General features: G+C 50.1%; 15 protein-coding genes and 1 tRNA gene. 12 read left to right on the top strand and 4 right to left on the bottom strand.

All coding sequences use genetic code 11. The annotated features are described in order from the left end of the window. Nucleotides 1-68 precede the first annotated feature (68 nt). The 6 genes from QMX84_RS07325 to QMX84_RS07300 all read left to right on the top strand — a co-directional run bounded on the left by QMX84_RS07325 (nt 69) and on the right by QMX84_RS07300 (nt 6835). Nucleotides 69-662 carry a YjbF family lipoprotein gene (locus QMX84_RS07325; RefSeq protein ID WP_282363485.1) on the top strand — a complete coding sequence of 198 codons (594 nt, stop codon included), beginning with the start codon at nt 69-71 and terminating at the stop codon, nt 660-662. A gap of 14 nt (nt 663-676) precedes the next feature. Further along, the gene (locus QMX84_RS07320; protein WP_348775189.1) at nt 677-1441 is read left to right on the top strand and encodes a capsule biosynthesis GfcC family protein; all 765 of its coding nucleotides are present in this window, start codon (nt 677-679) and stop codon (nt 1439-1441) included. After that, nucleotides 1438-3519 carry a YjbH domain-containing protein gene (locus QMX84_RS07315; RefSeq protein ID WP_282363484.1) on the top strand — a complete coding sequence of 694 codons (2082 nt, stop codon included), beginning with the start codon at nt 1438-1440 and terminating at the stop codon, nt 3517-3519. Before QMX84_RS07320 ends, QMX84_RS07315 begins: the two co-directional genes overlap by 4 nt. A gap of 246 nt (nt 3520-3765) precedes the next feature. Next, nucleotides 3766-4536 carry a winged helix-turn-helix domain-containing protein gene (locus QMX84_RS07310; RefSeq protein ID WP_282363483.1) on the top strand — a complete coding sequence of 257 codons (771 nt, stop codon included), beginning with the start codon at nt 3766-3768 and terminating at the stop codon, nt 4534-4536. Between the two features lie 92 nt (nt 4537-4628). Further along, nucleotides 4629-5207, top strand: coding sequence for a winged helix-turn-helix domain-containing protein (locus QMX84_RS07305; RefSeq protein ID WP_282363482.1), 579 nt, complete (start codon nt 4629-4631; stop codon nt 5205-5207). A 311-nt stretch (nt 5208-5518) separates the two neighbouring features. Continuing rightward, complete coding sequence (locus tag QMX84_RS07300) at nt 5519-6835, top strand: undecaprenyl-phosphate glucose phosphotransferase (RefSeq protein WP_282363481.1); 1317 nt, start codon at nt 5519-5521, stop codon at nt 6833-6835. A 171-nt stretch (nt 6836-7006) separates the two neighbouring features. Here QMX84_RS07300 and QMX84_RS07295 read toward each other — a convergent pair whose 3' ends face one another. Further along, nucleotides 7007-7837, bottom strand: coding sequence for a hypothetical protein (locus QMX84_RS07295; RefSeq protein ID WP_282363480.1), 831 nt, complete (start codon nt 7835-7837; stop codon nt 7007-7009). A gap of 960 nt (nt 7838-8797) precedes the next feature. Between QMX84_RS07295 and QMX84_RS07290 the strand changes: the two genes are divergently transcribed. Further along, the gene (locus tag QMX84_RS07290; RefSeq protein ID WP_282363479.1) at nt 8798-10042 is read left to right on the top strand and encodes an O-antigen ligase family protein; all 1245 of its coding nucleotides are present in this window, start codon (nt 8798-8800) and stop codon (nt 10040-10042) included. Nucleotides 10043-10308: 266 nt separating this feature from the next. On the opposite strand, the gene QMX84_RS07285 is transcribed toward QMX84_RS07290, so the two are convergent. After that, on the bottom strand, nt 10309-11211 hold the full coding sequence (locus QMX84_RS07285; protein ID WP_282363478.1) for a diguanylate cyclase: 903 nt from the start codon (nt 11209-11211) through the stop codon (nt 10309-10311). Nucleotides 11212-11517: 306 nt separating this feature from the next. Next, nucleotides 11518-13503: an FUSC family protein gene (locus QMX84_RS07280; RefSeq protein ID WP_282363477.1), complete on the bottom strand. Its 1986-nt coding sequence runs from the start codon at nt 13501-13503 to the stop codon at nt 11518-11520. A 336-nt stretch (nt 13504-13839) separates the two neighbouring features. On the opposite strand from QMX84_RS07280, the gene adhP reads away from it, so the two are divergent. The 3 genes from adhP (at nt 13840) to QMX84_RS07265 (ending at nt 16162) form a co-directional block, all read left to right on the top strand. After that, a complete protein-coding gene (gene adhP, locus QMX84_RS07275) occupies nt 13840-14856 on the top strand; it encodes an alcohol dehydrogenase AdhP (protein WP_282363476.1) in 1017 nt (338 codons plus the stop codon). A 792-nt stretch (nt 14857-15648) separates the two neighbouring features. Then, nucleotides 15649-15888, top strand: coding sequence for a ribbon-helix-helix protein, CopG family (locus tag QMX84_RS07270; RefSeq protein ID WP_282363475.1), 240 nt, complete (start codon nt 15649-15651; stop codon nt 15886-15888). Beyond that, a complete protein-coding gene (locus QMX84_RS07265; protein ID WP_282363474.1) occupies nt 15878-16162 on the top strand; it encodes a type II toxin-antitoxin system RelE/ParE family toxin in 285 nt (94 codons plus the stop codon). The genes QMX84_RS07270 and QMX84_RS07265 overlap by 11 nt, the downstream gene beginning before the upstream one ends. A gap of 117 nt (nt 16163-16279) precedes the next feature. Here QMX84_RS07265 and QMX84_RS07260 read toward each other — a convergent pair. After that, nucleotides 16280-16353: transfer RNA gene (locus QMX84_RS07260), tRNA-Cys, on the bottom strand. A 282-nt stretch (nt 16354-16635) separates the two neighbouring features. Here QMX84_RS07260 and rfbB point away from each other — a divergent pair. Further along, nucleotides 16636-17718, top strand: coding sequence for a dTDP-glucose 4,6-dehydratase (gene rfbB, locus QMX84_RS07255; RefSeq protein ID WP_282363473.1), 1083 nt, complete (start codon nt 16636-16638; stop codon nt 17716-17718). Further along, nucleotides 17715-18605: a dTDP-4-dehydrorhamnose reductase gene (gene rfbD, locus QMX84_RS07250; RefSeq protein ID WP_282363472.1), complete on the top strand. Its 891-nt coding sequence runs from the start codon at nt 17715-17717 to the stop codon at nt 18603-18605. Before rfbB ends, rfbD begins: the two co-directional genes overlap by 4 nt. Nucleotides 18606-18703: the final 98 nt, after the last annotated feature.

The following is an 18703-nucleotide window of genomic DNA, read 5'->3' as shown; positions in this document are numbered from 1 at the left end:
TTTTGAAAACTCTTCGTAATCGATCCTGGCTATTGGCGGGCTTGTTGTTGTGTGGCTGTAGCCCACTGATGAAAGGCTCCGTCGATACCTTTAAGGCTGCTGTTCAAGGCATTCAACCTCTTCAAATAACAGAGAAAGACGTTGCAGCAGTCCCTTATGCGCAAATCAAGGTCACTACCCACTCCAGTGAAGGGGTTATGGCCAGGCTGCGTCAAGAGGGCGACCTGCAGTACTGGGTTGCCTCCGGCAAGCAAGTCTTGATGACTCGCAACGGCCTTGTGGAACGCACTGTGGGCCTGCCGCCCGACCTAGAGAGCACCCGTTTTGACGGCCCCTCCCCGTTCAAGCAAGGCCTGCAGCACATCACTGATGGCGCCACCAGTACTCGACAGATTGATATTTATGACGGTCAGCGTGTGGGTGTAACGGTACATAGCCGTTTTCGCCGTAAAGGCCTAGAAACGGTCAAGATCCTTGATAAACCATATGCGCTGCAACGAATTGACGAAGAGATCGATATGCCGGCATTGGGGTTCAGTGGAACCAACCGTTACTGGGTGAGGCCGGATGACGGCGTGATTTTGCAGAGCGAACAATATGCAACGCCAGAGATTTTATTGCAGATCGTTCACCTGCGACCAGACTGGGAGCCTGCAAGGTGAGTGAGTTAAAAAAACTGACCGCTGGACTGTTGTTAGGCGCATCTATATTTGGCTTCATTCAGCATAGCCAAGCAGCCGTGACTGTTAGCGGAGAGGTACGTAACCCGGTGAGTGTTGCCTACACACCGGGCATGCGCCTGCTGGATGTCATCAGCCAAGCCCAACCCAACCATAATGATTATTGGCTAGCGGCTGGGTGGCTGCATCAACCTCTGATTGAACAGCAAACGCGCTTGAAAGTTGGTGTACTGTTCGATTTGAAAATGCTGCAACGCGGGTCTTTGCTCAATGACAATGTCGCCCTGGCCTCTCTCGCTGAACGCTTGCATGAATATGTGAGCAATTTGCCTGTGACCGGGCGTAAAGTTGCCAACCTGGACCCAGTCGCATTGGAAGTCAACTTTAGCCATAACTATATGGTCAGCGATGGTGATCAGGTGATCTATCCGCCTCGAATCAACCGAGTAATGGTTGTCGGGGCGGTGGCTGAACCTTGCAGCTTGACCTATCAGACCATGCAAGAGGCACGCGACTACCTCAACAACTGCCCACCACTGAAAGAGGCAGATGCCGACTTTTTGTGGTTGATATACCCAGACGGCACCTATAAGCAGGTACCCATTGCAGCATGGAACCGCAAGGACGGTATTTATGCGGTAGCCGGGAGCACAATCCTCGCACCTGTACGCAATACCAACCCGGATTTACCCACGCCTGATTTAAATGAGCAGTTGGCGCAGTTTCTCGCCACTCAATTGTTGGCTGAGGTTGCACCTTGAAGTTACGTTTTATTATTGTGGCCTTTTTGCCCTATAGCCTGGCACATGCAGAGCCACGCTATACCCAAAGTGATTTTGGTGGCGTCGGATTACTACAAACTCCTACAGCTCGCATGGCGCCTGCGGGCGAGTTGAGTTTCAATGCGAATCGCACAGATCCAAACTCGCGCTACAGTCTATCTTTGCAACCACTTGACTGGCTGGAAGGTACTTTTAGATACACTTCCGTGACAAACCGAGCCTACGGTCCAAAAGAACTTAGCGGAAGCCAAAGTAACAAAGACAAAGCCGTCGATTTCAAAGTTAGGCTATGGCAAGAGAGTCACTGGGCGCCTGAAGTTGCGCTCGGCTTTAGAGATGTGGGTGGTACAGGACTTTTCTCAAGCGAATACTTTGTAGCTGATAAACGTTATAAAAACTTAGACTTTAGCTTGGGGATTGCATGGGGCTATATCGGTAATCGAGGTGATTTCAGAAACCCATTAAGCTCTCTTGGAGATAGCTTTAACAACAGGCGTGATCCTACAACTGCAGGTGACGTAAACACCGGAATGTACTTTAGAGGCCCTCCATCATTATTTGGGGGCGTCTCTTATCAAACACAATGGGCGCCATTGAGCCTTAAGATTGAGTACGAGGGAAACGACTACAAGCATGAGCCACAGGATAACAACCAGGTTCAAGATTCACCGATAAACATTGGCGCCGTCTACAAACTTAATGACTCGGTGGACTTAAGCGTTGGTTGGGAGCGTGGTAATACCGCCCTCTTTGGTATCACGCTGCATACTAACTTTGTAAGCCGCAAAGCTCCGGCTAAAACCTTTGATCCGCCTGCTCAGCCGTTACCGGCTAAAGAACCGGTCACACCTTTACATGAGGTCGACTGGGCAGAGGTTTCCAAACAACTGGAGAAAAATGCTGGCTATACCGTTGAACGCATATCACAACGTGACTCTGAACTCACGGTGTACGGGGAGCAAACCAAGTACTTCTATGCAGCCAAAGGTGTGGGCCGTGCCAGCCGAATTCTGGATAATAGCGCCAACAGCGATATTCAGTGGTTCAACCTGGTTAACAAGCGCTACAACATGCCTATTGAAGAGACCAGCGTACCGCGCTCAACGTTCCGAGACGTAGTCAATAACGAACAAGATCTGGTTAATCTGCATCGGACGACGGAAGTCAATCGCGCAACACCGCGCCTAGAGACTACCCTCTATCAACATAAACCTGATCCTTTCACTTACGGCTTTGGCCTAGGCTATCAACAAAATATCGGCGGCCCTGATGGCTTCTTGCTGTACCAAGTCAGCGCCTTTGCCGAAGGACAATACCGCTTCACACCTGGAACCTGGGCCAGCGGAGGCATTAGTGCAAACTTGTTTAACAACTACGACAAGTTCAAATATGACGCACCGAGTGGTTTGCCACGCGTGCGTACCGATGTGCGTAAATATGTAACGACTTCCGATATAACCATGCCTGCATTGCAACTTAACCGTGCCAGTCAAATGGATCAGGACTTATACGGCATGTTGTACGGTGGCTATCTGGAGCCTATGTATGCCGGTGTTGGTGGTGAAATACTGTACCGCCCTATGGGTGAACGCTGGTCGATCGGGGCAGATTTGAATTATGTGCGGCAGCGTGACTTTGAACAGGATTTTGGCCTGAGAGACTATCGGACAATCACTGGTCATATTACCGGGTATACAAAGTTGCCGTTTGATTTAGACGCAGCAGTCAGTGTAGGCCGCTATTTGGCACGCGATTGGGGAACCACAATTGACATATCAAGAGAGTTCACTAACGGCGTTAAATTTGGCGGCTGGGTCACTCGAACTACAGCTTCAGCAGCTGAATATGGCGAAGGTAGTTTCGACAAAGGGATTTATATCTCGATTCCGTTTGACGAAATGATGAGCGTCTCGACCATGAGTCGCGCCAATATTGCTTGGGCTCCGTTGACACGAGACGGTGGTGCCATGCTGCATCGTCAGTACTCGTTACACACCATGACGGATGGACGCAATCGCGATGCGTTCTATGAAAACTTTGGCAAGATTACGGAGTGATTAAATGGGTTAGCACGTGATTGATTAGCCTCAAATCACCCACTAACCCTATGCCCTTAGCAATCGTTTGCGAGCCATGTACAGGACTGCACTTACAGCTCATGGAAAGGCTCACATCAAGATGATTCATACTGCTAAGAGCAACTGTCAACGATCCCGCAGGCCGTGAAATGATCGTTTTTTTCAACACAGCTCGAAGTCATAAAATCCACATTTAGCAAGAAAGGAACGACAGATCGTTATAAAATGTCGGCTTTCATCAAAGCAGGTATGGCAAAATCGAGCCGCCTCTACGTACTTGGGTTAGGTAATATGCTTCTCGCAGGATGCAAAACCGACGTGCTGAGTTATTCAGTGTTCAATTTTGCACACACGCCCGTGCTGATTGACGATATCAATACATTGCTCTCATCAGAGATTTTGCAGCTTGACGCCTCTAATCCAGCTACCTACCAGCCTCTGAGCTTCGCTCAAGTTGAAGCTGTATTTTTTGAAGTTAATACCCCAGACGCTATCAATAACAGTGTTGAGCTTATAAAAAGAATACGCCAGGCCAATCAGGCAGCGTGTATTTTTGTTTTGGTCAACCACAACAAATCTTTTTCTAGCGCTCACTTTTATTTATCAGGCGCTGACCATTGTTTAAAATTGCCCAGTGATGCGCAGGAGAGACTGGATCTTCTTTCACGCACATTAGACGATTCACATTGGCAATCCCCTGCCCAACTCTACCTTGACCGCACACGACTCTTGCTTTGCAGTGCGACCCAAAAACTTGAAATTTCATACACTGAAATGACGATTATCGATGCACTGATTCAGGCACCCGAGCACGTCATGAGTCAGGACAGTATTGCCCGAGCACTCGATCCGAACATTGTTTTTTATGATCCTAGGGCATTAGAAAAAACCATCAGCCGTCTAAGAACCAAAATTAAAAAAACTTATAACCTGGACATCATCCTCAGTGTTCGGGCCTATGGTTACCGTTTGCGCCGAAGAAGTATCTCTGGGTAAAACATTATCAGCATCACATGATTTCTTATTAACCCATCAACTGCCGCAGCAATCAAAACACTTAGCGCAACTCTCCATGGAGGAACTCAAACATGAAAGCATTGCTCAGCGCTTTTAATAAAAAACCACCGGCAGGTGAAATTATGTCTGCACAAAATAACTGTGCGCCTTTAAATATTATCCCTCAGTGTCAGCCTTATACTTCAGCCACTCTCATCTCAACTGAAAGTGAGTGCCCTGCATCAAAAAGCATGCAGAAAACGCTTAAATCTGAAATTACCTCGCCTCTTTCGAAGCCTATTGCACCCCAAACTCTGGACAATACGTCGACTACTTACGTGCCCACTTCCCTAAATCCGATCCACTCATCGCCGCCTCAGACCTGGTTCTTCAATTTGGCTTCACGAGAATTGGGCAACGACACCGCTCGTATTCACCTCACAACGACTGAATCGCTGCTTATCAATACGCTGGTACTCAGCTCTGAGCGGATCTGCAGTAAACATGAGTTGATTGAAGGGATAAACAAAGACACGCATTCGTACAGCGGTCTTGAAATGTGCCTGAGCCGACTGCAGAGCAAATTCAGAGCAACCTATAACGAACGCTTATTTCGCTCGGTGCGCAACCGTGGCTATTGCCTTGTGCAAGACGTAAAAATCGCTCGCTAAAACCCACACAGTCAGTTGTTATTAAATTGAGTCGCCTCGACTGAAAAAGCAACACGCCGAAGGCGCTAAATTGTTATAAAACGTCGAACCCACAAGATAAAGATTCCTTATTATAAAAGATTAGCTCAACACCGACCGCTTTACCCTTATGCATCCCATACATAAGAAGTGCGCTTTAATTTAAAATTTCCACCTTTAGCCACTTTTTTATAATCAGATACTTTTACAAGGCTGATACCTTGATACATACACGCATAGATCGAAAATCCGTCGCCAGAGGGCTAACGTTTTGGGGACAGTGGTTCATTTCTATGAGCCTTGTCATTTCAGCACTATTAATTTTGGTGTACACCAAAAATGAAAGCATCGATTTTCACTATCGAATTGCTGGCATTTTAACACTATTGATCTCAGTCCCGGCCTACTCTGCAACCAATGCTTATTACAGACGACATGGCTATTTAAATGGTTTGTTGCGCTTATTTCTTGCCTGGACATTTACGCTCACGTGCTTAAGCACCATTGGGTTTATTACCAAATCCAGCGAGCTTTTTTCACGTGAAGTTATTATCTCCTGGGCGCTGATTGGCTATGCCATCCAAGTGCCACCCTACTTACTGCTGCATTATCTATCGCGTCATTACCATGAGCGTAACAGCCATCATTACAATAGCCTTATTATTGGCTCTGATGGGCTTGCACTCAAGTTGGCCGACAGTTTTATCCAGCAAAACCAATTCCCGTTAGTGGGCGTTGTAAGCGCTTCTCCGTTTGAAGACGGTGAAAATTCGCCGCTGATCGTTGGCGAACTAACCCAGCTGCGTGCCTTGATAACTGAGCACAATATTCGCCGCCTCTATTTAGCCTTGTCGCTAAAAGATGCACAGCGAATTGAAGCGCTTTATATTGACCTGCTCGATTTGAACGTCGATGTTGTCTGGATTCCTGATTTCGACAGTATGCTCTTGCTAAACCACTCCGTGAGCGAAGTGGGTGGGCGCCCTGCCATTCATTTAAACGAAAGCCCTCTGACCAGCTACCCGACTGCAGCGTTCAGTAAAGCGTTGATGGACCGTTCCTTGGCATTGATTGCCATCATTGTGTTGAGTCCTTTTCTGATTCTTATTGCACTGGCAGTCAAGTTGTCCTCACCAGGGCCTGTCCTTTTCAGGCAGCAGCGGCACGGCTGGAACGGCAAAGTCATACAGGTTTTAAAGTTCCGCTCAATGAAGGTGCATGACGACAAACACGTAAAGCAAGCCAGCCGGAATGACTCTCGTGTAACCGCAGTCGGACGCTTTATTCGACGCACTTCACTGGACGAACTGCCTCAATTGTTCAACGTGCTACACGGTGATATGGCATTGGTGGGGCCACGCCCCCATGCGGTCGCACACAATGATTACTACACAGACAAGATTCACGCCTACATGGCTCGTCACCGCATCAAACCCGGTATCACCGGTTTGGCACAGATCAGCGGTTGCCGTGGTGAAACTGACACGATTGAAAAAATGCAAAAACGTGTGGAAATTGACCTCGACTACATCAACAACTGGTCATTATGGCTGGACATTAAAATCATTATAAAAACCCCGTTCACACTGATTTCCAAAGATATTTACTGAGGGTCAGAAACATTATTAGGGTGCTGATATTGAAGGATTCCCTGAGAGACAATTAACTCAAGAACCTCGAGCAAGCTGGAGATTCTTCAAAAATTTGATTTCGCGTATGAGCAGCCACTACAGGTAGTCATTGAATATAAAACCTGTAGTCGCTGCCGACGAAAAAAAAATCTATCCATGCACGAATGCACGAACCCGTTTAATGATCAGCTTATATGGTTCTTTTTTCCCATGTGTTTGCGCGCTCATAATCACATAATAGTTAAGATTTGAGCCAACAGCTGGAGCATGTGCTTCATTATTAGGCTCGCCATCAATCCACCATTTAACAGTAGCATTAACAGGATTATAGTAAGCTGAAAAAGTATGAAATTTGGTTCTTTCTAGCTTTTCAGGCGCTACATGCGAGTTTTGTATACTTTGATAATGAGGGAAGTTCCCACGCCACTCATGGACTGTACCTAGCATGCCATCCTGAAAACCACCTTCATCTACATCGAGTTCCATCCAATGCTGCTCAAGCCTACGGTTAGAAAAAGCCCTATCATCCTCTTTCGCATTATGCTCAATAGGGTTAAGCCATAAAGCCGGAAAATGATCTTTAGAGGCATCATCAATTCGAGCCAAAAACTCAATATAAAAACCATGCTCACCAGGTAGTAATGGCAAACTACCTTGCTTGGAATTCATATTTATTGTAGCAACAGAACCACCTAGAGAAATATTAAGACCTTCTGATGTTTGCGAATAGAGATCAGGAGTGGGCTTTCGTTTGAAATACCACTGCCCAGAATAAAGCTTATGCACAGAATCGCCATCCATAGAAATATCTTCTACTTTCGGACAGAAAGAAAATAACAATTTAAGCTGGCCGTTATCAGATGCATTTTGAGGTGGTTTTGCATCCGAACAGAAACTTATAGCATCATTAGCAGAAGCAGAAGCACATCCCAAAACGCCTGCAGCCACAAGAATCGTAGAAAAAGAAAAAAAATTCAGCATCTCAATATCAACTCCAACATATGGTTTTAATGAGTTTAAATATCAGCCCTACAAATCCCTGCCCAAAGCAAGGTACACCCTTACACATTCATGCAGTCCATTCAAGATAGAATTATCTATGAATTGCTCAGTACTGATATATAAACTAGCAGCTCCAATAACATCAATCTGCATTTATGATAAGCTGCACTCAAAACGACCAGCCACTTCGCCTAGCGCCAAAAGTCAACTAAAGATATTAAAAAATCCAGCATCCCACATTCGGACTAACCCTAGCCAACAAACCGAGCTCATTCCAACACTTATAATGCTTATTACTACTGCGCGAAGAAATTCTAATCCGCCGCTCACGTTGACCTATATCCATCCCCAGCTTGTATCCCAAGGTATTTTGGGCTTATGAATGACTGATTAGATTCGACCCGGATCACATCTGAAACTACCCCGGACTTTCTGGTGTTTTGGATTGCAGGCTAAGCCGAGCGTTAGAGATAAAGATAGGGAGCCTCACAACCGCAAGATAATTCAGCCAAATCAGAGTATTGGGCCAATATTAGGGTGTACTTCACCGGAGCATTTGAGAGAATGGCCTAGGTTGGAGGACAGGTTGGTAGAGCAGCAATTAAGGGAATGCACCGGTTGCTTCATTGCGATGCCGCCTCCAAAAGTCTGTCAAACCAGCGCTCCTAGCGGCTCGACGTCCGCGGAGGTAGAGAGACGAAAAACGCTGATTAGTGGAGTAGCAACAATGGGTGTCAGCACGCTTCGCAAGAGAATAAATAATTTTTCTTGCCAAAAATGTATCGAATTCCTTACGCAACATGCATTTGTTGCCGGATTAACTGCCAACCTGAGTCTACGAGCACCTCACGTCAAAGCAATCCCGCTCAAAAATGGCACATATCAAGACAAATAAGTTATATTGAAATTCAGAATATTAATATTAACCCAGAGTAGCAAATGACAACCTCAGACCAACTAAATGCTTCATCAGAGAGCCATAATATAAGTATCTATTTAGTTATGCTGGTGGCGCTATCTTCATGTTATGGACAGCTTAATACTTTCACGCAAGCTACCCAGTTCATCCCTTCATTAGGGGCTGTATTATTAGCTACATCTCTTATAATAACCGGAAAAGTACGCAACTTCCAAAAGTTTTCAAAGCAATCAACCATATGCGGAATAACAATAACACTATCAGCCTTGTTAGGTGCAACGATATCACAAGATGCTCAGAGCGCTCTATATGCACTAGTGTTTATTTTTACATGGCTCTCTATAGTAGTAATACTTCAGCAATATACAATGACTGGCATACTAAGAAGCTTCGCCTATGGCGGTGTTTTATCCGTACTTATTTATATTACAATTTCAGGTTTTAAAATTGAAGGGGCGCTTGCAATCTCTGGAAATGAATTCACTACGAGTGATAGGGCTACAGGTCCATTTAACTCACACCCAAATCTAATAGCTCACAACATGGCAATGTTTACAATTTTGACCATCGTGCTCGCGCCCGCTGAAAAAATAACCGGGAAAATAATATTCTACGTAACTGCGATCTTTGCAACCCTAATTCTGCTTTCTACAGCATCACGCGGCGGACTGGTTGCATTAGCAGCAGCGCTTATTATCGCCACTATGATAACGCATAGAAAAAACGCTAAATACTTGATTCTTATATTGGGCTCACTTTTACTTGCATGCATTCTAGTAGCTATATTCAAGGGCGAATACATCGACCGACTTGTACTTATAATGGACTTAAACAGCTCCCAAAGAGGTCTAAGTAGCGGCTTTTCAGGTCGTCAAGAGTTATGGAGCATGATCTTCTCTCAGTTTTTCACCAGTAACATCCCTTTTTTTTGGGGCGGAGGCTTTCGAAATGAATGGCTTACCAACTTTATTTCCGCAGTTGATAACGGTTACATAGTCATAATTGCTGAAACAGGCTTTATATCACTTCTAATTATTCTTTTCAGACTAGCATTTGTTTTCTTGCGATCCGCAAAAAGAGTTACAACCTCACCAAATACTATGGATGCTGCAATTGTGGGTCTCGTTGCATTTATTCTTATTGAGTCGATTGTTGCAAGGTATTTCTTGGCTATAGGAAACCCCACATCTTTTCTAATTTTGTTTTTAATCGTCTCAGGGGCGAAAGGCTATCTTATCGAAAAAAAGAGATATGTGAATACCTGACAAGCCTCACCAACAAGCCTCACCAACAAGCCCGCCATTCAAGCGGGCCTTCTGCTGCTTGACTCTCCTAGTCGATCAACAACACCTCCATTGGACACAAATTTTGCACTCGCTCAACGGGTTGAAATCCGACCCAAGAAAGTGCATTTGTAACACTCTCACCTAGCACTAGTACAAAAAGTGTTTTCCTACACAAACACAAGCTGATTTTTAACTCCCCGTCATTGGATGTTTCTACCAGAAAGTCGATCTCGCCACCTCCCCCCTCACCCCCACACAATCCTGTTCTTGCCCGTCTTTTTGGCCTCATACAGCGCCCGATCTGCGCGTTTGAGTGTGTCTTCATGGGTGGTGTCTTCCGGTACCATGCTGGTGATGCCAATGCTCGCGGTGACGACAATATTGTCCACTGAAAAATGATCCAGCTCTTGTTTGAAGTAGCCGTGCAAGCGTTCGGCAAACTGCATGGCCTGCTCTCGCGCGGTATTGGGCAGGGCAATCACAAACTCGTCTCCGCCAAATCGGCACGCGGTGTCATTTTTGCGTAGCGCCGTGCGGCAGATGTTGGCGGCGGCCTGGATCATCTGGTCGCCGACGTGGTGGCCTTGGGTGTCGTTGATTATTTTGAGGTTGTCGAGGTCGAACATGCAGACCGACGTTGGTACGGCATATCGGGTTAATGCCTGGTGGTGCAGTGTGAGGTCATGCTCAAGCCTTCTTCGGTTGTAGAGGCCGGTCAGTTGGTCGGTGTCGCTCAGTTCCCTGAGTTTGACTTCGAGGTGGTGGCGCTCTGAGATGTTGCTGGCGACCCACAGCACGACGTCGTTTTCGTCCACTTTAAAACTCAGGGCCTGGATGCGGCCTTCAAACCATATGGGGTCTGCAGGGCCTTCATCGAGCAGGCCTTTTACATCCCGGTTGCTGAGCTCGTATTCCACAACCATGAGCTTTTGCGTGTCCAGTGCCTTGGCTATCTGCTCCAGAAACCAATTGGCCTTTTCGGGTTTGATCAGGTCCTGGATGTACAACCCGATCAAGCCGGTGCCGTCGTGGTAATAGCGCGTATCGCGCCCGCCAAACACTGCAACGTATTTGCCGCTGCGCGTAAAGATAAAAACCGGGTCTGGCAGCGCTTCGAGAATTAAAGCCAACTGTTTAGAGTCAATCATGACGCGTGTCTTCTCAGCCGCTTGATGTGTGGCAGCGTGTCGTTTGAAAGCAGCAAACTTTTGTTATTTTCAGCGCTATGGGCTGCGGCGTTTCACGGCATCTTCTGGCTGCCAACACGGTGCCTGGCTGCAATGCAGTGCCGCCGCTCTAGTGGTCACTCGACTCCCATCGCCGCCTCATGCTCCGGCAACGACTGCAGGTGCTTGCAACGCTCTAGCATTATCAGGCCAGCGCAATCCCGGCCGATGATACTATTGCGCCATTATCTGTTGGATGAATGTTTTTTATACATTGGCCGCGCAGGCTTATTCAGTACCTGGCTGACAGGCTTTGCGCCATGTGTACTGCAGTTGCAAGATCGCCGCTTTGGCCATGTCTTGTTCCGCCAACCTCGAGGGTTGCTCGAGAGCCCCGAGCAGTGCCTGGCTGGGTGCATCCATAAGCGTAAGGCTTTGCTCGCTTGGCCCGCCTTGCTTAAAGGCACTCGCCAGGCAACGTAAATAGCCATCACGTGCAAGCGCCAGGGCTCCTTGGCTGTTTGCAAGGCAAGCGCGCAGTTCGAGCAACTCATCGCCAAGGTCCAAGCCTTGCAGGCCGCGCGACCAGTGGCCGGTGCCGGTTGTAAACGCTGCGGTGTAGCGTGACAGCCGGATCAAGCGGTCTGCCATCCGCCCGCCAAACCAGCTTTCGGCTTGTTCCAGCGGGCGTACGGTCAGTTGAGCAAGGTCGAACAGCAGGGCTTTGTACATGCGTCGATAATGCCGCTCGCCGGGGTTGAGTTGTATAAGGCGAAACACCAACACGGCGATGCCGCTGCCCATCAGGGTGGCTACGGCGCTGTTGAGGAAGGCAGCGAAGTCGTAGGTCATCAGGTTGCTGGGCCCGATGTTGTTGACAAAGAAGATGCAGAACGCCGAAGCGGTGGCCGCCAATGCTGGCCGGCTCATGCACAACGAGGCCAGAAACAACGGTATGCCCAGGCACAGGCCAAGCATGGCGAAGCTGTCAAACGCGGGCAGCAGGCCAAAATGCACCACCCCGGCCACCGGAATTGACAGGGCAATGCCTTTTAAGAAGTTAAGGCTGGATTCAGAAGGATTTTCTCTGGCGGCAAACAGGCTTAACACCACGCCGCAGATTGATATCGCGCCCAGGCCCGACGGCCAGGCCGTGTACATCCAGAACGCCGCCACAGCCAAAAACGCCAGGGCGCAGCGCAACCCGGCGAGCACGCCCTGTTCAATGTCTTTGTGCCACGACATGGCGCCCGGCGCACCTGGCGGCACTCTCCCCTGCTCCAGTGCCTGAAGTGTCAGCGCGCTCTGCTCTATCAAGCGCAACAACTGCGCCAGCGCCATCAGGCAATACTGCGCCTCTTGGCCCAAGGTCTGATCCTCGAGCGCCAGCCTGATGTGTTGGGCCAGCGTGGGTAGGTCCTTTAGGTGCGCTTGCTGCAATGCTGCTGCGACTTGCTCAATCAACGGCATGACACGCGCAGCCTCATCGAGCATCAACCGTTGGCGAGCCACTGCTCTGGCTACACGCAACACACTGAGCAGGTCTCGACTGAGCACACGCAATGCTTGAGAGCGGCGCCGCCCTGCCGGGCCTTCAAAGCGGGCGCTGGCATGTTGATTATCGACCGCTACCAGTCGCCCCAAGGCATCCAGCATACCTTTGCGTTGATCCGTGCCCTGCAGTTCTGCCGCCGCGGCTGCAAGCCCGGCCAGCCAGGCCGCTCGCCCTTGAGCCGACAGCGCTAGCGCGGCGTGACGGGGCCACAAAACGGTACTCGCCACGGACGCACAAATAATCCCCAGGCTGATCTCTATGCACCGCGCAGTCGCATGATCGAACACCGCCAGCGGGTCCGAGACCGCTGGCAGTGCAATGATCGCGGTGGTATAGCCCGCCAATACAAACCCATAGGCGGCATGGCTGCGTAACAAAGAGGCGCCAGTGGTGCACAGCGCCAACCACGTTGCCATGGCCAATAGAAACAACAAGGGCGACTGGCCAAACACGGCAATCAGCGCAACCGAAGCCACGCCCCCTACCAGCGTACCGACCAAGCGGTATGCGCCCTTGCCCAACACCATCCCGCTGGTGAACTGACCCACGATGAACACCGTCGTCAGCGCCCATTGCGGTTGTTCCAGATCGAAGATCAACGCCAGGTACAGCGCCACCCCGCCGGCGATGATATTGCGCAGGGCGAACAGTAAATCGTTGCGCGAGGGTGCAAGGATGGCCTGCCAAAAATCTGATAACGGGATGGAGGGTGGCTTCATGGCTATGCAATAGGTAGCAGGCTAATCGTTAGGATAGTATCTATCTCCATTGAAAAATCCAATTCTGATCTTGGGCCACGTGCTGCCTGCGACTTAGCCATGACAGCTTAGCCAAGGCCTAAGCAGCCCGTTTTTGCCTGGCTAAGGTTTTAAGCCGGGGCAAAACGGCCCTCAACCAGGGCCCTACCGCAGCGATCATCCACAGTTGGAATGGGCAGAAATCGCAGTGGATCCAAAAAGACAACGGTTTTGAAAATCGCAGCTAGACTACAGCCGCTCATTTTTAGTTATGCAGTCAACATGAGCCTTCAGACATACCACACGTTGGGGTTGACTATGAAAGCAGCTGTTGTCGCAAAAAATAAGACCGTCGTCATTGAAGACAAGAAATTACGCCCTTTGGAATACGGAGAAGCCTTATTAAAAATGGAATGCTGCGGTGTATGCCACACCGACCTGCATGTAAAAAATGCGGATTTCGGTGATGTATCCGGCATCACACTTGGGCATGAAGGCATCGGTGTTGTGACTGAAGTAGCAGAAGGTGTTACATCACTTAAAGTTGGCGATCGCGCCAGTGTCGCGTGGTTTTTCCGCGGCTGTGGCAACTGCGAATACTGTAACAGCGGCAAAGAAACTTTCTGCCGCACAGCCAAGAATGCGGGTTATACCGTCGACGGCGGGATGGCTGAAGAATGCATTGTCAGTGCTGATTACGCGGTCAAAGTTCCTGACGGTCTCGATTCAGCAGAAGCCAGTAGTATTACTTGCGCTGGCGTGACTACTTATAAGGCCATTAAAGTTTCAGGTATAAAACCAGGCCAATGGCTGGCGATTTACGGCCTGGGCGGGTTGGGAAATCTGGCCCTGCAATATGCCAAGAATGTATTCAATGCCAAAGTGATCGCTATTGATGTCAATGACAAACAACTGGCATTGGCAAAAGAGATGGGGGCAGATTTAACCCTTAATCCGAAGACGTGCAATGTCGATGAGATCATTCAGAAAGAGTTGGGCGGCGCCCATGCGGCCGTTGTGACAGCCGTCGCCAAATCAGCCTTTAACTCTGCCGTCGCCAGCGTCCGCGCTGCAGGGCGTGTTGTGGCAGTTGGCCTGCCAGTTGAAACGATGGACCTGAGCATTCCGCGCCTGGTCCTGGACGGTATTGAGGTCGTGGGCTCACTGGTGGGGACTCGCGAAGACCTGAAAGAGGCTTTCCGTTTCGGCGCCGAAGGTAAAGTCGTACCAAAAGTGCAGATGCGCCCACTCGAAGATATCAATACGATTTTTGAAGAAATGGAACAGGGTAAATTTACCGGCCGCATGGTTATTGATTTCACCAAGAAGCATTAACCTGATGATCTTGCCCTTTTGGATTTCGTAGCAGACTGCTTGATCCAGGATGTAAAAGGGCAAGATTTTTTTTATTTGGATATCTACGTTAAGTTGATAACACACAGCACATAGCTCAGTGTCTGTAACTGCAAAAAACTCTCACCCCTTTAAGTGGCGAAGTTTGCCTCGCGATTTGGCAAGGCATCCCCCAATCGGTCCCCTCTCCCTCGGGCATCGTTATTTTCAGGCGATTGTAGTCGCTGACGAGGAACGAAGGCTGCGATCGGCTGCGTGGTTTAACGGGACCTCTTGGATCAAGATCAAAAGATCGCGAGCAAGCTCGCTCCTACAGGGTCTAACTTATGTTTGGGAGGCGCTGCCGCGGTCATTTATCAGTGAGGTGTTGTCTGCGACGATGCGAAAAGTGGGATTCAAAAAATAATCCAAGTTAGAAAATCCCCACACAAATACAGAATCAAGGAAGGTTCAAAAAAAGCCCAAACAGGCTAGTTTCGCCGCTCGCCTCAACAGGATGCAGATCGGTTGATGGAGATCTTCATGGTCGAGGCTATGGGGGTCGTTCTGGTGCTGGTTTTCGTGGAACGCAACCAGGATGGTCGAGCTATCTCATTGCGCCGCGCTCAAACCAGGCGAGAAAACACTGTGCAAACCCGCACATGGCGGGCCAGTTGACGGTGTATGTATTGATCGATTTATCGCCTGTATGCAGGCAACCCCGATGGTCGGTGGGTCATTCTTATGTATGCAGGTGTAGTATGTTGTATTACACATCACTACACCGAGGTCACCATGTCCATTATGTCTCTGCGCCTGCCTGACGATATGGCAGACATGCTCGCCCATTTGGCCAAGGCAACCGGCCGCAGCAAGTCCTTTTTAGCCATCGATGCACTGCGCGATTATTTGGCGCGTGAAGCCTGGCAGATAGCCGAGATCCAAAAAGCCATTGAAGAAGCCGATGCGGGTGATTTTGCCTCTGAGAATGAAGTCGCCGCGACACTGAACAAATGGTCTGCCAATGAGGGTTGAGTGGCTAAGGACAGCACTCAAGAATCTGGATGATGAGGCTACCTACATCGCCGTGGAAAACCCTCAGGCCGCTATCGAGTTCGTTAAAACCATCAGGGCGAGTGTTGAACAATTGTCACAGTTCCCCTCTATAGGCCGAGAAGGCAGGTTACCGGGCACGCGTGAATGGCCACTGCCGAACTGGCCTTATGTGATCCCTTACCGAATCAGGCTGGGTAAGTTGCAAGTCCTGCGAATTTTCCATTCACGTCGCCTTCCACCCAGCAGTCGGTAGTAAAAGGCAAAACGTCCGCATTGCGGGCAGGATTTTGAGACGGCCTTGCTGTTCGAGCCTGATGATTAGCACACAACAAAAAAGCCCCGTAGACGTTAATCTACGGGGCTTTGAATGTGGAGGCCGAAGCCGGAATCGAACCGGCGTGGGCGGATTTGCAATCCGCTGCATAACCATTTTGCTATTCGGCCATTGCGCTTGAAGCTTCTGTTTAGAAGTATCAAAAGCAAGGAAATTTGCGACTTGATCGCTACAACTCTTTGATTCTTCAGCTATTCAGGTAGTTGCCCTGAGCTGATGGCGCGCATTATGTACTAGAAGATCGAAGCTGGCAACCCCCTGAATTCTAATAATTTTTAGTGTCGGATCTCATTGCAGGAAATTATTGGGGGCTCCCTCTTGCCCCTCCGCGTGCATCCTCCCAAGCTACGCTCTACATGACTAGAGACCGCAAGGGTGTGAGGAGTATGAACATGCGCATTTTAGTCACCGGCGGTGCCGGTTTCATTGGTTCGGCTCTGATCCGCCACTTGATTAAAGACACGTCCCACGAAGTGCTTAACGTCGACAAGTTGACCTACGCCGGTAATCTGGAATCGCTGCAAAGCATCGCTACAGACACCCGTTACGAGTTCGTTCAGGCTGACATCGTTGATCAGGCGGCGATGAGCGCAGTTATTGAGCGCTTCCAGCCGCAGGCGATCATGCACTTGGCGGCCGAGTCGCACGTTGATCGCTCCATCGATGGCCCGTCGGACTTTATCCAGACCAACATTGTCGGCACTTACAGCCTGCTTGAGGCCACTCGTGATTATTGGTCGACGCTTGCAGAACCTGCAAAAAGTGCCTTCCGTTTCCACCATATTTCGACCGACGAAGTGTATGGCGACTTGCATGGCGTTGATGATCTGTTCTCTGAAACCACGCCGTACGCGCCAAGCTCGCCGTATTCGGCCAGCAAGGCGGCGTCTGACCACTTGGTACGCGCCTGGAACCGCACTTACGGTTTGCCGGTGCTGGTGACTAACTGCTCGAACAACTATGGGCCGTTCCATTTCCCGGAAAAACTCATCCCGTTGGTCATTCTCAATGCGTTGGCCGGTAAACCGCTGCCGGTGTACGGCAATGGCCTGCAAGTGCGCGACTGGCTGTTTGTAGAGGACCACGCCCGCGCCCTGCTCAAGGTGGTGACGGACGGTGTGGTCGGCGAAACGTACAACATAGGCGGGCATAACGAGCAAAAGAATATCGACGTGGTGCGCGGCATCTGTGCCTTGCTCGAAGAGTTGGCACCTGAGCGCCCTGCCGGTGTCGCGCAGTTCGCAGACTTGATTACCTTTGTTCAGGACCGTCCTGGCCATGACCAGCGTTATGCCATCGACGCCAGCAAAATCGAACGCGAGCTGGGCTGGGTGCCCGCAGAAACCTTTGAAACCGGCCTGCGCAAAACCGTGCAGTGGTACCTGGACAACCTGGAGTGGTGCAAACGCGTTCAGGATGGCAGCTACCAAGGCCAGCGCCTGGGCTTCACTGACGCCAAGGACCTGATTGCATGAGCCGCACCGCCACGCCTTTAAAAATCCTCATCAGCGGCAAGACCGGCCAGGTGGCCGTTCAGCTGCAAAAGCAGCTTGGCGATGTGGCCGAGTTGATTGTGCTGGGCCGTGATGAGCTGGATTTGAGCCAGCCCGAGCAGATCCGCGCACAGGTTCGCGCCCATCGCCCGGATTTGATCATTAACGCCGGTGCACACACGGCGGTGGATCTGGCAGAAAGCGAGCCGGACTTGGCGTTTGCCATCAATGGCACCGCGCCGGGCGTTTTTGCTGAAGAAGCCAAGGCGCTGGGTATCCCACTGATCCACTACTCCACCGACTACGTGTTCGATGGCAGCAAGCCCGGGCCTTATACCGAAGACGATCCAACCGGCCCACTGGGCGTCTACGGCAAAAGCAAATTGGCGGGCGAGCAAGCGATCACTGCAGTGGGCGGGCAGCATTTGATCCTGCGCACCAGTTGGGTGTACTCCACCCACGGTAAGAACTTCCTGCTGACCATGCAGCGTTTACTCCCGGAAAAAACCGAGCTGCGCGTGGTGGCTGACCAGATTGGCGCACCGACCTGGGCGGGCACCATTGCCAGGAGCACGCGCGCGTTAATCGAACGCTGGCAGGCGGGCCAAGCAGGTGCATGGGGTGTGTACCACCTGACAGCAGCCGGTGAAACCTCCTGGTTTGGTTTTACCCAAGCCATTGCCGAGCACCTGACGGCCCAAGGCAAAACGTGCGCCACCCTTGAGCCGATTCCGGCCAGCGCCTACCCGACCCCCGCGGCCCGCCCGCAAAACTCGCGTCTGGATTGCAGCCGCCTGGCCCGTGAATGGCAGGTCAGCCAGCCAGACTGGCGCACCGCGCTCGATGAGTGCGTGACCGAACAGCGCTAAAACGGGTTCAGGCTATTTCAGCATGCCGTGGGAGCGGGCTTGCTCGCGATTGCATCGACAGGGTGAAACATCCATACCGAGTCGTCTGTATCGCGAGC

The organism is Pseudomonas sp. PS01297 (assembly GCF_029959305.1).
GTDB lineage: Bacteria > Pseudomonadota > Gammaproteobacteria > Pseudomonadales > Pseudomonadaceae > Aquipseudomonas > Aquipseudomonas helleri.
This window is presented reverse-complemented; position numbering and strand designations above follow the sequence as displayed.

Bases quoted from the DNA above. Each gene is read 5' to 3' on its own strand.
- QMX84_RS07325 (WP_282363485.1), top strand. From the start codon at position 69: ATGAAAGGCTCCGTCGATACCTTTAAGGCTGCTGTTCAAGGCATTCAA.
- QMX84_RS07310 (WP_282363483.1), top strand. From the start codon at position 3,766: ATGTCGGCTTTCATCAAAGCAGGTATGGCAAAATCGAGCCGCCTCTAC.
- QMX84_RS07305 (WP_282363482.1), top strand. From the start codon at position 4,629: ATGAAAGCATTGCTCAGCGCTTTTAATAAAAAACCACCGGCAGGTGAA.
- QMX84_RS07300 (WP_282363481.1), top strand. From the start codon at position 5,519: ATGAGCCTTGTCATTTCAGCACTATTAATTTTGGTGTACACCAAAAAT.
- QMX84_RS07295 (WP_282363480.1), bottom strand. From the start codon at position 7,837: ATGCTGAATTTTTTTTCTTTTTCTACGATTCTTGTGGCTGCAGGCGTT.
- QMX84_RS07290 (WP_282363479.1), top strand. From the start codon at position 8,798: ATGACAACCTCAGACCAACTAAATGCTTCATCAGAGAGCCATAATATA.
- QMX84_RS07285 (WP_282363478.1), bottom strand. From the start codon at position 11,211: ATGATTGACTCTAAACAGTTGGCTTTAATTCTCGAAGCGCTGCCAGAC.
- QMX84_RS07280 (WP_282363477.1), bottom strand. From the start codon at position 13,503: ATGAAGCCACCCTCCATCCCGTTATCAGATTTTTGGCAGGCCATCCTT.
- adhP (WP_282363476.1), top strand. From the start codon at position 13,840: ATGAAAGCAGCTGTTGTCGCAAAAAATAAGACCGTCGTCATTGAAGAC.
- QMX84_RS07270 (WP_282363475.1), top strand. From the start codon at position 15,649: ATGTCCATTATGTCTCTGCGCCTGCCTGACGATATGGCAGACATGCTC.
- QMX84_RS07265 (WP_282363474.1), top strand. From the start codon at position 15,878: ATGAGGGTTGAGTGGCTAAGGACAGCACTCAAGAATCTGGATGATGAG.
- rfbB (WP_282363473.1), top strand. From the start codon at position 16,636: ATGCGCATTTTAGTCACCGGCGGTGCCGGTTTCATTGGTTCGGCTCTG.
- rfbD (WP_282363472.1), top strand. From the start codon at position 17,715: ATGAGCCGCACCGCCACGCCTTTAAAAATCCTCATCAGCGGCAAGACC.